The following is a 12,438-nucleotide window of genomic DNA, read 5'->3' as shown; positions in this document are numbered from 1 at the left end:
GTTACCCGCCCGCCGAGAACGAAGTTACCCAAGGTGCATCAAAGCCAAACCACAGAAGTATGCGACGAGAAAACCTAAATAACTGATCCTAATAGTGCTACACCTTTGCTGTGCCATAGCCATTCCCCGGGAAAGGAGACACGGTATCCATGAAGTGTTTCACTCGAGCCAGCAGGTTGGCCATCCCTCTGCATTGATGATTGCGCGTGATGGTTTCATGCAACTTGTGCCACAGCCGTTCTATGTGATTAACCCAAGGACTATAAACTGGCTGGAATACCAGGCAGAACTTAGGGTTTTTCTTCAACCATCGCTCGGTCTGTTTGCTTTTGTGAATGATGTAGTTATCGAGGATCAGCGTGATGGTTTTGGCTCGTCGGTAGTGGCGACGCAGCTTTTCCAGCATGGCGATAAACAGGGATGAGTTTTTCTTTATCCCACTGACGTAAAGCACTCTTCCGTTGCCTGCATGGAGAACGCCTGCCAGGTAATGTTTCGCGTTCTGTCCCGGCGTGACAACCCGCTTTTGCTGCGCTCTGAACATCCAGTCGGCCCCTAATTTGGGATTGAGGTCTATATCGACTTCATCCTCATAAAACACCGGATTATCGGCATCACAGCGGGCCAGCGCAGCGTCGATATCCGCCATTTTCTCCTGATAGGCTGGGTCTTTTATCCGCAAGGTCGGCACGGGCCTTCGCCAGACAATGCCCATACGCGGTAACCATCGACGGAGCGTGGAGGCTGCCATATTGAGGCCTGTTAACCGATTGATTTTGATAGCCAATAGTTCGGTACACCAGCGGCTGCGCTGATAACCAAAATCTTGCGGAGAAAACTGCATGAGCAGCACCAGTAAGGTGACAATCTTGGCGATAGGTAAGACTGGGGCACGGCCAGCCGGTAAGGCTTCTAGCGCATCTATGCCTTCATCTCGATACCACCGAAGCCAACGACCGATGGTCGAGCGAGCAGCGCCGGTAAGGTGATGAACATCAGTGACCGTGCGTCCTTCATGTAACAGCAAGATGGCCATCAAGCGACGAGCATGCCCTTTATCACGGGTGGCATGGATGATTTTGTGAATGCGGCGCCGTTGTGGTCGTGGCAGGGGTGGTAGGATAGGCATCAACTCAGTCCTTTGGGTGTGGCTTGTTTTGTTTGGCGACTAATGAGATCGCACAAACTGGACTGAGTTCCCTTCCTCCAGTGATCTACTATTCGGAACAGCTATTTAGTAAAAACAATGCCAGTCAGGCTTAACTGACTGGCATTAGGGCCAGAGGCCCGGTTTTCGGTCACGTCAGATGCCTGATTACATGATGGTGAACGGCATGATGATGTGGAACTTGACGTCATGCTCGGAGCTGAACATGTTCGGGTAGTACCAGCTACCCTTGTCGTCCTGTTCGTTGTTGTAGTCGGTGTAGTGCAGCTTGAACAGGGTGCCCTTCAGCTTGCCGTCCTGCACTGTGTACATGACGTCGAAGTTGGCTGCCCACTCTTTGCCACCTTCCAGGGACTTGTCGCCGTTGTTGGCATCCCAGCCGTAGGCACCGGAGACACCCACGCCCCAGCCCGGTGCACCCACCAGATCATCCAGGGAACGAGTCACGCCGAAGAACAGGGCCTTCTCGTCGTTGTGGTTCCAGTCGGAGCGGGAATCCCACCAGATTTCGTTCGCGCCCTGGGAGTTGCCGTAGCCGCGGGTCAGACGGGGCAGGTAGTTGCCCAGATCCCCTTCAGCCTTGGTCCACAGGCCTTCCAGACGGAAGCCATAGGGGCCGGCTGCCCAGCTGGCGGTCAGGGCTTGTTGCCAGGCCAGGCCGTCATAGTCGCTGTTCTCGGTGTCGGAACCGTAGAACTGGTAGCTGGTGTTCAGGCCACCCAGTACGTCGAACTTGTGGGCCAGCTTGAAGTGGTAGCTGTCCATGTAGCCTTCGGACTGACCGAAGCCGGCGGTGACGGCAGTGCCGTTCTCGAAGGTGTAGCGAGCGGCCAGACCGTGGATGTAGTCGATCTTGTTCGCATCGGTGAAGGGATCGCTGGCATAGGGGCTGCTCTTGGAGAAGCCTGTGGTGTTCTTGAACCAGGGAGCCTTGTACTCGTCGGCGATGGCATAGGTCAGGTAGAGGCCGCCGAAGGTGCCTTCGATCTGGCCACCACGGTAGGTACCGGGTTGATAGGACCAGTTGACGCCGAGGATGCCGGGTACATAGAGCTGGGTGTAACCACCCTTGGCGGTGACCGCGTCACCGAACTTGAATTTCAGGGCGGCGTTGGAGAGGCTGAAGCCGTTCTCGGGAACGCCGTCACCACCTGAACCCCACTTGTCGCCCCAGAAGGAGAACTCGTTCTCTTCGTTGACGCCATTGCTCTCGTCAACGGCCAGGTCGTAGGCACCGAAGCCGCCCACGTCGACGCCGACCACACCCCATGCATAGCCGGAGTTGAAGTTCAGGGCTGCCTGGGTGGTGGCATGGCTCAGGTTGGAGTGGTATTTGCCATCCTGACCCGGACCGGCCTGGACGCGATCACGCTCACGCTGGAAGTAGAACAGGCCACCGGTGAGCTTGCCTTCGTCGATGAAGGCACTGTAGGACTTGCCGTATTCCGGGCTCATCATGTCTTGAGCGGCGAACGCCATGCCGGGTGCGACCAGTGCCGCGACCACGGCAGCACTCAACGCGGCGCGCTTGAAGATCACTTTTTCCATTTGTTATTGCTCCTGATTTTATGGACTTAGCTTTTTTATCCGGCAGCCGGGTAGGCACCCGCCGCTCGGTATTGGCATTGCAATCAACACCCCGAAGGGCAAAAAAATGGTTCTCTGTCGTGCCCTTGTGCCTGATGCCTTGGCGCATCGGTCGGGGCTATCTGCATCGTTACAGTCGTTATTTTTTGGCTGTCGATCCTTGGCGATCTGACATCACCAAGAGTACGTTCGCGGTGCGAAATATCAATGTAAAGTTCCCGGCAAGTTTCAAAAATATGACCGAGTGCAAATAATCATGATTCTTGGTGTGGGCACTCCCAGGCCACTCATGTCGGCAATGACAGCGCTTTCATGGTGATTTCACCGTTCTCCTGCGCAGATCTTGCCGTCAAGGCAGAACTTTCTTTGTTAACCCGGTGGCAACATATAATTTTGTATCACAAAAAAAGATGAGTCCGGCGGGATGCCCACTGTCGTGAGCGTGAGCCGTTGCCCCGACAGACAGGGGGACCAGAGATGTGAAAGGGGTGAGGGAGCCTGTGACTGAATGGATGAGGCAACCCGTCATCGCCCGTGAGGACATGACGGGAGCATCAAGAGAAGGGTTGCGGCAAGGCCGTACCGCGGGCAGGTAGACAGGGAGCGCGCCCCGGGTCTGGTGCGAGCCAGACCCGGGGTTATCAGGCCTGGCTCAGGATCCGGGGGATCTGCTGGGCCTGGTGGTGGATGTGCTCGGAGACCTGCACCGAGAGACGGCTGCCCTGACGGGCGTGCTGGCTGATGCGGCCGATGAGGGCGGCGAAGCTGGCGAGCCTGTGCTCCTGGCTGCGGGCGTTGTCGGCCCCCTGCAGCGCGATGACGGCGGTGCTGCGCGCCATCTCCCGCACCGTCTGGGTGGTCTGGCGCAGCTGTTCGGCCTGCTGGCGCTGATCGGCGGCCTCCGCGGTGATGCGGGACAGCACGGTGGCGAGCTGATCCCCCGCCTGGGTGAGGCTCGCCAGGATCTCGGTGATCTGGCCGAGGGAGCGCTGGGTGTCGGCGGAGAGGTGGCGCACCTCGTCGGCGACGACCGCAAAGCCGCGTCCCTGCTCCCCGGCGCGGGCCGCTTCGATGGCGGCGTTGAGCGCCAGCAGGTTGGTCTGCTGGGAGATGTGGCCGATGACGTCGACGATGGCGGTCACGTCCTCCACCGAGCGGGTCAGCTGGGCCAGGGCCGCGCTGCTCTCGTCGATGGCGAGCCCGGTCTGGGCGGTGGCCGTCAGCATGCCACCCACCAGCTGCTCGCTCTGGGTCATGGAGTGTTCGTTGTGCTGGGCGTGCTGGGCGATTTCGGCGGCGACCTGGTGCACCTCGCTGGCGAGCTGGTTGAGCTCCTGCATCATGGTGTCGCTCTCGTCCACCGCCTGCTCCGTGGTGCGGGTGCTGTGATGGATCTCCTGCACCTGGGCCACCATCTCCTGCAGGCTGGAGGAGACGCTGGAGAGCTGCCCCGCCTTCTGCTGCTGATCCTGTTGCAGCCTCTCAATGAGGCGGTTGTAGCTCGCGACGATGTCCGCCAGCTCGTTGCGCTCGCGCCCCTGGGCCAGCAACTGGGCCTGACCCGTGGCATCGAGCTGCAGGAAGGCGGCCCGCAGCCGCAGCAGGGGGCTGACCAGCCAGCGGCGCTGCACCAGGGCGAACAGCAGGGCGACCACCACCAGGCAGAGCGCCAGCACGCCGAGCACCGTGGCCAGTTCCCGGTTCACCGTCTGGCGGGCGGCAGCGAGCCGCTCTCCCAGCTGTTCCCCGGCCTGCAGTAGCTGGCTGATGTCCTGCTGCACCATCTGACGCGCGGCCTGCTGCTGTTGCAGCGCCTTGCGGCTGTTCTCGAGCTCCTGGGGATAGCGTTTGAGCAGGGAGGTCAGCTCGGCTTTGGGCTGATCCCCGAGCTCCTTGCGCTGCGGCTCTCCCAGGGTGAACTCGTCGGCCGGGGCCTCCTCGAAGAGAGCCAGGCTCGGCAGGGCCGCCAGCTTGTCCGCCTGTTTCTGCAGGGCCGCCAGTTCGAATTGCAGCCCCTCCAGCAGCTTGGGGCTGGCCTGCTCCATGTAGTTCTGGCGCTGGTGGGCGAGGGCGGGCAGGGCGGCCAGTATGTCGACGGCCCCCTGACGATACTGCTCGGCGAGCGCCGGATCCCGCCCGGCGGCGGCCCCCTGCTGGCCATAGCGCAGCAGGGCGCGGGCCTGGGTGGTCAACTCGTTCTCGGCATTTTGCAGCAACCACTGGCTGTTGCCGGAGAGCTTGCCCGCCGCCAGGTAGTCGCCGTCGATACGTGCCCCCATCTGTTCGAGCCGGGCCCGCAGCGGGCCGGTCAGGGTGTCGTCCTGGCTGGATAGCAGCGCCAGCGCCTGCTGGCGTACGCCCTGGGCCTGGGCCAGCAGCAGGGGATCCCCGCTGCCGAGATAGTCGCGAAGCGCCCCCTGCAGCGGACCGCTCAGTTGCTGTTGCAGGCGCTCCTGCAGACGCTGGGCCTGGGCCGAGTGGTTGAATTGTTGCCAGCCCTGATAGAGGGCGGCGGCCTGAACACCGGCCACCAGCAACAAGACGAGGGAGGAGAGGGAGGCAAAATGGGCAATTTTCACTTTTCAGTCCTGCTTGAACCACGCAATGGGCGTGAGCTTAAGCAGGCCTGATGGCGTTTTTATGACAGAGGCTCTGCAACTGGCTGAGTCTTCGGTGTTTTCACCAGCAGGCCCAGCAGGGCGCCGCCCATGATAAGGGCCCCCGCCAGCAGATGGCGCGGGGTGAGCGCCTCGCCGTTGAGCCAGACCAGCAGCAGGGTGCTCAGCAACGGGGTGAGGTAGGCGAGTGCGCCGATGCGGCGCGGATCCCCGTCCCGGAGCGCCAGATACCAGGTGACGAAGGCCGCCCCCATGGGGCCGAGGGCGAGCCCGGCGATGAGCAGCCAGTCACCCTGGGGGATCCGGGCGAATGGCAAGGGGCCTTCCAGCATCCATGCCAGCAGCAGGGCCAGGAGCCCTGCGGGCAGGCAGGCGGCGGCCGTGATCACGGCGGGAGCGGGAGGCAGGCGGCGGGAGAGCACGGAATAGGCGCCCCAGACGATGGCGGCGCCGAGCGCCAGCAGGTAGCCGGGCAAGTGGGCCTGTTGCAGTTGCAGGTGACCATCGACCATCACCAGCACCGACCCCGCGAGACCCAGGGCCCCGGCCAGCAGGTGGTGCAGGCTCAAGGGGTGGCCCGGCAGCAGCAAGGGGGTGAACAGGATGATGCACAGCGGCCACAGGTAGTTGATGAGGTTCGCCTCCAGCACGGGGGCGTGGCGAAAGCTTGTGAACAGCAGCAGGTGATAGAGCAGCAGGGCCGTGATGGTCACCAGCCAGGTGAGGGGGCTGGCGCGCCACTGGCGCCAGAATGGCAGGGTGCCCGCCCCGCAGAACAGCAGCACCAGCCCGACCAGCACCAGCGGCGAGACGCTGGTGATCCGGGAGGTGAGCGCGGCGAGGGAGGCCCACAGCAAGATGGTGAGCAGGGCAAAACCGGTGGACTTGTCCCACCAGGAAGACGCAGGCATCCAACACTCCTTTGCAAGATGAATGAACGAAAAAGAGGGCCAGTCTAGCAGACTGGCCCTCGTCACACAGCGGTGCCGTGACGGTGCGGGTTATGACTCCCGGCTCGGGACGACCCCTGCCGCCGGGGCCAGGGACTGCCCCTTGACGTACCAGACGATGAGCGCCAGCACCAGCAGCGGCAGCACGGGGTCGAACCAGGTGCCGCCGGAGCCGAACATCAGGTTCAGCAGGGCGACGCCGGTGCCGCCGATGGCCCAGGCGATGGTGGTCGGGATGGACCAGACGATCATCTGCTGCTTGACGTCGGAGATCCCCATCATGCGGTTGACCACCCAGAACAGGCTGTCGTTGAAGTAACCGAAGAAGAGCGACCCCATGGTGGCGGCCTGGGCGGCCAGCAGCATGTTGACTCCGGGGATCTGCGCCAGGATGGGGGCGGAGATGGAGGCTGCCGTCACCATGGCCACGGTGCCGGACCCCTGGATGAGGCGCACCAGGGTCGCCACTATGAAGGGGATCAGGATGGGGGAGATGGGCAGCTGGGCGATCTGCTCGGCCAGTTGCTGACCCGCACCGCTGTCGCGCAGCACGGCTCCCAGCGCCCCGCCGGCACCGGTCACCAGCAGTATGATGCCGGCGGATTGCAGCCCCTCTTCCAGGCGGGCGGCGGTGGCGTGCCTGTCCATGTGCGGGACCAGGGTGTAGACCGCCAGCAGCACGCTGATGGCGAGCGCTATGATGGGGGTGCCGATGAAGTTGATGCCCTGCACCAGGGGGTTCGCCATCAGGCCGTCCATGCCCTCCAGGGTGGCCAGGGTGGTGAAGATGGCCTTGACGAAGATGAGCACGATGGGCACCAGGATCGGCAGCAGCGACAGGGTCAGGCTCGGCAGGGTCTTGCCCTCCTTCTCCTTGAGGTACTGCTCATAGGTGGCTTGCAGCTCGTCCGGGGTCTGGGCGGCCTGGGCACCGAACTCGGGGTACTTCTTGTCGAGCCACTGGGCGTAGAAGACGATGCCGAGCACGCAGGGGATGGCCAGGGCCATGCCGGTCAGCAGCATGGCGCCGATGTCCACGCCAAACAGACCGGCAACCCCCAGCGGGCCCGGGGTCGGCGGCACGGTATGGTGGGTCACCACCAGGCCGCCCGCCAGCGCCACCCCCAGGGTGAGCAGGGAGCGCTTGCCGCTCTTCGCCAGCGCCTTGGCCACCGGATAGAGGATGACGAAGGCGGAGTCCACGAAGATGGGGATGCTGACGATGTAGCCCGTGATGGCCAGGGCCCACTCCTCGCGGCGCTTGCCGAGCCACTTGATGAAGCTGTAGGCGATCTGTTCGGCGGCGCCGGAGACCTCAAGCAGGCGACCCATCATGACCCCGAGGCCAATGACGATGCCGATGCTGCCGAGGGTGGAGCCAAAGCCCTGGGTGATCACGGTGAGGGTCTTGTCGATGCTCATGCCGCCGGTGATCCCGGCGATGCAGGCCGCCGCCAGCATGGCGATCAGGGCGTGCACCCGGGTGCGGATGACCAGGAACACCAGCACGAAGACCGCGATGATGAGACCGATGATGGGGGTTGGGATGTCGCTCATGATGCCTCCTGCATGTCATGGGTGATGAAACTGTCGATGATGTCGGCAAACGTCCTGTCTGCCGCGAAACCGAGGGCGCTGGCCCGCAGGTTGTCGATGCGTCCCGGCCAGCTCGCCACGATGCGCTCGATGGCCGGATCGGCGGCAAACTGCACCCGATCCCGGGCCGCCTGGCCACCGACCCGTGCGAGGGCCTCCAGCATTTCGCCGACGGTCACGCTGATGCCGGGCAGGTTGATGCTGCGGGCGTCACCGGTGGCGGGAAGTCTGGCCGCCAGCAGGAAGTTCGCGACCACGGTGGCGGGGCTGGAGAGCCAGAGGCGCAGATCCGGGCTCACCGGGCAGATGGCGCTCTCCCCTTGCAGCGGCTCGCGGATGATGCTGCTGACAAAGGAGGAGGCGGCGCGGTTCGGCTTGCCCGGCCGCACGCAGATGGTGGGCAGGCGCAATACCAGACCGTCGACGAAGCCCTTGCGGCTGTAGTCGTTGACCAGCAGTTCCCCCATGGCCTTCTGGGCGCCGTAGGAGGAGGTGGGGGTGAGCGCCGTGCCGTCATTCACCAGCTCCGGCAGCGGGCCGCCATAGACGGCGAGCGAGCTGGTGAAGACGAAGCGGATGCCCGGCCGGGCATGGCGGCACGCCTCCAGCAGGGTGCGGGTGGTGTCCAGGTTGACCTGCCAGCCCAGATCGAAATCCTGCTCCGCGTGGCTGCTGACGATGGCCGCCAGGTGGTAGACCACGGCGGTCCGCTCGCTGATGAGGGACTCGGCGACACCGGCTTCGGTGAGGTCGGCCCGCAGACAGCGAACCCTGGGGTCCGGCAGAGGGGATTGCGGCTGCTGGATGTCCACCAGCAGCAGCTCGGTGAAGGGGTGGGGGCCTTGCAGCAGGGCCCGGGCCAGTTTCTGGCCCAGGAAGCCACCGCCGCCGGTGATGATGATCTGCATCTTGTTATCCTCAGACTCGTTCATGTTCAGGGTCGTTATTGTTGTGTCAGCCAGGCCAGCCCTTCCCGGGTGCCGGCTCTGGGGTTGTACTCGCAGCCTATCCAGTCGTGGTAGCCCGCCTGCGCCAGCACCTTGAACAGGTGGGGGTAGGCGATCTCCCCCTCGTCCGGCTCGTGGCGATCCGGCACCGAGGCGATCTGGACGTGGCCGATGGCCGGGCCCAGCTTGCCGATGAGACGGGTGAGATCCCCGTCCATGATCTGGGCGTGATAGAGGTCGAGCTGCACCCCCACGTTGGGTCTGTCTATCTCCTGCACCAGGGCCAGGGCGTCGAGCTGGTGGGCCAGGAAGTAGCCGGGTACATCCCGATCGTTGAGGGGCTCGAGCAGCACCTTGATGCCGTCTTCGGCCAGGAAGTCGGCGGCGAAGCGGATGTTGTCGGTCAGGGTCTGGCGGTGGGCCGAGAGGCTATGAGCAGGGTCTACGATGCCGCTCATGGCGTGTACCTTGGTGCAGCCGAGCGCCAGGGCATAGTCACGCACGCTTGGCAGGTGGCCGCGAAACTCCGCTTCCCGCCCCGGGATGGCAGCCATGCCGCGCTCCCCCGCGCCCCAGTTGCCCGGCGGCATGTTGAACAGGGCCTGGGAGAGCCCCTGCTCGCGCAAGCGGCGGCCCAGCTCTGCGGCCGGCCACTCGTAGGGGAAGAGGAACTCCACCGCCTCGAAGCCTGCGTCGCGGGCGGCGGCGAAGCGCTCCAGGAACGGCACCTCGGTAAACAGCATGGTGAGATTGGCGGCAAACTTGCTCATGGTTTCATCCTCCTCAATTCATCAATTTCGGGTTCGCTCAGGTAGCGGATGGCGTGGCCATGGAGCATCAGTGCCAGGCGCGCCGTCTCCTCCAGCTCTTCCATGTTGTTGACCGCATCCACCAGATCCTTGCCCGTCACCACGGGGCCGTGGTTGGCAAGCAGGAAGGCGTTGCCTTCGGGGGCGTGGCGCCCCAGCTCCTCGGCGATGCGGGCATCCCCCGGTTTGTAGTAGGGGATGAGCGGCAACTGGCCGACCCGCATCACGTAGTAGGGGGTGAAGGGGCGGATGACGTTGGCCGGATCCAGCCCCTCCAGACAGGAGAGGGCGGTCAGGTGGGTGCAGTGCAGGTGTACCACGGCCCGGCAGTCCGGATTGTTGTGGTAGATGGCAAGGTGGAAGGCCACCTCCTTGGAGGGGCGATCTCCCCCCAGGTGTTCCCCCCGCAGATTGACGTGAGAGAGCCTGTCGGCGCTGAGCCGTCCCAGGCAGGAGCCGGTCGGGGTGGCGATCAGGGTACCGTCCGGCAGCAGGGCGGAGAGGTTGCCGGCGCCCCCGGTGGCATAACCGCGCTGGAAGAGGGAGGCCCCCAGCATCACCATGGTGTCGCGCAGTGCCTGTTCAGTCATGGAAGTACTCCTGAGCCTTGTCGAAGAAGTCGTCGCTCCCGAAATTGCCGGATTTGAGGGCCAGCGACAGGGGGGCGTCGATGGCCCGCACCCAGGGCACTCCGGGGGCGATCTGCGGGCCGATGTGGAACGCCTTGACGCCAAGGGCTTGGGTGACCCGGCTCGAGGTCTCGCCACCGGCGATGATGAAGCGGTCCACGCCGGCGCCTTGCAGCAGTTGGGCTAGGCGGGCAAAGCAGTGTTCCACCGCATCGCTGGCCGCCTGCTGGCCGTGGGTTTCCTGAATGCGGGCCAGCTCCGCCGGGCTGGTGGTGGCGTAGACCAGCGGCGCCGGGGTCCGGGGCTGGTCCAGTACCCAGCGCGCCAGCTCGGCCGGGTAGTCGGCCTCTTCGAGGCAGCGCACCACATCCAGCGCCAGGGCAGGAGCGTGCTGGCGATAGCGGGCCACCTGACGGTTGGTCATCTCGGAGCAGGAGCCCGACAGCACCGCGGCGCGGGTGCCTCTGGGCCAGCCCGCCTCGCGGGCACCCTGCAGATCGCCGCTGCCAAGCTGACGGGCCAGGCCGATGGCGAGGCCGGATCCGCCGGTCACCAGGGGCATGTCGAGGGCGGCGGTGGCGATGTCCAGCAGGTGCTGCTCGGTCAGGGTGTCGACCACGGCGTAGCGCACACCAGCTTGTGTTAGCTGCTCAAAGGCGTCGGCAATGGCGGTGGCACCCTGTGCGATGGTATTGAACGGCACCAGACCGGCGCGGCCCTGGGCCTGTCCCTCCATCAGCCGCAGCAGGTTGCTGTCGGTCATGGGGGTGATGGGGTGGTGGCGCATGCCGGACTCGGCCAGCGGCTGGGTCCCCACGAAGAGGTTGCCCTGATAGACGGTGCGACCATTCACCGGCAGGGCCGGACAGATCAGGGTGAACCGGCTCTCCAGCGCCGCCAGCAGGGCGTCGGTGACGGGGCCGATATTGCCCGCCGCCGTGCTGTCGAAGGTGGAGCAGTACTTCTGGTAGATGCGCGGGCAGCCGCGGGCCTTGAGCCAGTCGAGGGCCGCCAGGGAGTCGCGCACCGCTTCGCCTGCGGGACAGGAGCGGCTCTTGAGGCTGATCACCACGGCATCGACCCCGGTCAGATCCGCCGCTGCCGGGATGCCGGCAAACTGGATGGTGGAGAGGCCGTTCTCCACCAGGAAACCGGCGATGTCGGTAGCGCCGGTGAAGTCGTCTGCGATGACACCGAGTTTCATAGCAGTTCCTCCTGACCCGGCAGCTGGATGCCGGAGAAGATCTTGATGACGGCGCTGTCATCTTCCTGGCCGTACCCTGCGTTGCTGGCGCCGAGGAACATGTTCAGCGCCGTGCTCGCGAGCGGCAGCGGGAAGCGCAGCGCCTTGGCGGTGTCGGCCACCAGGGTGAGATCCTTGACGAAGATGTCCACTGCGGAGCGGGCCTGGTAGTCACCGGCCAGCACCCGGGGCATGCGGTTTTCAAACATCCAGGAGTTGCCGGCGGCATGGGTCACCACGTCATACATGAGATCCAGGGACACGCCTGCCCGGCTGGCCAGCGCCATGGCCTCGGCGGCAACGGCTATGTGCACCCCGGCCAGCAGCTGGTGGATGATCTTGACCGTGCTGCCCTGGCCCGGCTCGCTGCCGACCCGGTAGACCTTGCCGGCCACCGCATCCAGCACCGGGGCCAGCTTGTCGAAGGCGTCGTCTGAGCCTGCGGCCATCACCGTCATCTCGCCGGCATCGGCCTTGATGGCACCGCCGGAAACCGGCGCATCCAGCATCGGCAACCCCATCAGCGCCAGCTCGGCAGCCAGGGCGCTCGCCTCTTCGGCGGCGATGGTGGAAGAGACCATGATGGCGGTGCCCGGTTTGAGGTGGCGAGCCAGCCCCGCTTCGCCGAGCAGGATGCGGCGCACCTGGGTGGCGTTGACCACCAGCAACAGCACCGCATCGAGCGTCTCAGCCAGGGGCCTGGCATCGGCCATGACGGCGGCGGCACCGGCCTGCTGCAACTGGCCGCGAGCCTGTTCGCTGATGTCGATGCCATAGGTGGTGAGCCCAGCCCGCAGGCAGGAACGGGCGGCGCCCATGCCCATGGCGCCCAGGCCGATGACCGCAACATGATAGGGAGTGCTCATCTCGTGATTCCTCGATTACGACTGA

Annotated in this window: 10 protein-coding genes; all 10 read right to left on the bottom strand. The window is 64.5% G+C overall.

Features of this window, described 5'->3' with window-relative positions; translation table 11 throughout:
* Positions 1–97: 97 nt before the first annotated feature.
* Positions 98–1,129: an IS630-like element ISAhy2 family transposase gene (locus PG896_RS07535; RefSeq protein WP_270835572.1), complete on the bottom strand. Its 1,032-nt coding sequence runs from the start codon at positions 1,127–1,129 to the stop codon at positions 98–100.
* 186 nt (positions 1,130–1,315) lie between these two features.
* Entirely contained in the window at positions 1,316–2,716 is a 1,401-nt protein-coding gene (locus PG896_RS07530; protein ID WP_010673291.1) for an OprD family outer membrane porin, read from the bottom strand.
* Between the two features lie 680 nt (positions 2,717–3,396).
* Positions 3,397–5,334: a methyl-accepting chemotaxis protein gene (locus tag PG896_RS07525; protein WP_210537742.1), complete on the bottom strand. Its 1,938-nt coding sequence runs from the start codon at positions 5,332–5,334 to the stop codon at positions 3,397–3,399.
* A gap of 59 nt (positions 5,335–5,393) precedes the next feature.
* Positions 5,394–6,284: a DMT family transporter gene (locus tag PG896_RS07520; protein ID WP_198497910.1), complete on the bottom strand. Its 891-nt coding sequence runs from the start codon at positions 6,282–6,284 to the stop codon at positions 5,394–5,396.
* Positions 6,285–6,374: 90 nt separating this feature from the next.
* Positions 6,375–7,880: a GntP family permease gene (locus PG896_RS07515; RefSeq protein ID WP_198497911.1), complete on the bottom strand. Its 1,506-nt coding sequence runs from the start codon at positions 7,878–7,880 to the stop codon at positions 6,375–6,377.
* Positions 7,877–8,851 carry a D-erythronate dehydrogenase gene (gene denD, locus PG896_RS07510; protein WP_244812407.1) on the bottom strand — a complete coding sequence of 325 codons (975 nt, stop codon included), beginning with the start codon at positions 8,849–8,851 and terminating at the stop codon, positions 7,877–7,879. Before denD ends, PG896_RS07515 begins: the two co-directional genes overlap by 4 nt.
* 11 nt (positions 8,852–8,862) lie before the next feature.
* Complete coding sequence (gene otnI / locus PG896_RS07505) at positions 8,863–9,636, bottom strand: 2-oxo-tetronate isomerase (RefSeq protein WP_049636736.1); 774 nt, start codon at positions 9,634–9,636, stop codon at positions 8,863–8,865.
* Positions 9,633–10,265 (bottom strand): 3-oxo-tetronate 4-phosphate decarboxylase, encoded by a 633-nt coding sequence (gene otnC / locus PG896_RS07500; protein ID WP_049636735.1) that lies wholly within the window; start codon positions 10,263–10,265, stop codon positions 9,633–9,635. The genes otnI and otnC overlap by 4 nt, the downstream gene beginning before the upstream one ends.
* Positions 10,258–11,508: a 3-oxo-tetronate kinase gene (gene otnK / locus PG896_RS07495; protein WP_113978554.1), complete on the bottom strand. Its 1,251-nt coding sequence runs from the start codon at positions 11,506–11,508 to the stop codon at positions 10,258–10,260. The genes otnC and otnK overlap by 8 nt, the downstream gene beginning before the upstream one ends.
* The gene (gene ltnD, locus PG896_RS07490) at positions 11,505–12,413 is read right to left on the bottom strand and encodes an L-threonate dehydrogenase (protein WP_113978552.1); all 909 of its coding nucleotides are present in this window, start codon (positions 12,411–12,413) and stop codon (positions 11,505–11,507) included. Before ltnD ends, otnK begins: the two co-directional genes overlap by 4 nt.
* Between the last annotated feature and the right edge of the window lie 25 nt (positions 12,414–12,438).

The sequence above is a fragment of the Aeromonas sp. QDB30 genome (assembly GCF_027707645.1).
Lineage (GTDB): Bacteria > Pseudomonadota > Gammaproteobacteria > Enterobacterales > Aeromonadaceae > Aeromonas > Aeromonas caviae.
This window is presented reverse-complemented; position numbering and strand designations above follow the sequence as displayed.

What these genes read in the sequence shown, in the direction of transcription:
- PG896_RS07535 (WP_270835572.1), bottom strand. Translation starts at nt 1,129, where the DNA reads ATGCCTATCCTACCACCCCTGCCACGACCACAACGGCGCCGCATTCAC.
- PG896_RS07530 (WP_010673291.1), bottom strand. Translation starts at nt 2,716, where the DNA reads ATGGAAAAAGTGATCTTCAAGCGCGCCGCGTTGAGTGCTGCCGTGGTC.
- PG896_RS07520 (WP_198497910.1), bottom strand. Translation starts at nt 6,284, where the DNA reads ATGCCTGCGTCTTCCTGGTGGGACAAGTCCACCGGTTTTGCCCTGCTC.
- PG896_RS07515 (WP_198497911.1), bottom strand. Translation starts at nt 7,880, where the DNA reads ATGAGCGACATCCCAACCCCCATCATCGGTCTCATCATCGCGGTCTTC.
- denD (WP_244812407.1), bottom strand. Translation starts at nt 8,851, where the DNA reads ATGAACGAGTCTGAGGATAACAAGATGCAGATCATCATCACCGGCGGC.
- otnI (WP_049636736.1), bottom strand. Translation starts at nt 9,636, where the DNA reads ATGAGCAAGTTTGCCGCCAATCTCACCATGCTGTTTACCGAGGTGCCG.
- otnC (WP_049636735.1), bottom strand. Translation starts at nt 10,265, where the DNA reads ATGACTGAACAGGCACTGCGCGACACCATGGTGATGCTGGGGGCCTCC.
- otnK (WP_113978554.1), bottom strand. Translation starts at nt 11,508, where the DNA reads ATGAAACTCGGTGTCATCGCAGACGACTTCACCGGCGCTACCGACATC.
- ltnD (WP_113978552.1), bottom strand. Translation starts at nt 12,413, where the DNA reads ATGAGCACTCCCTATCATGTTGCGGTCATCGGCCTGGGCGCCATGGGC.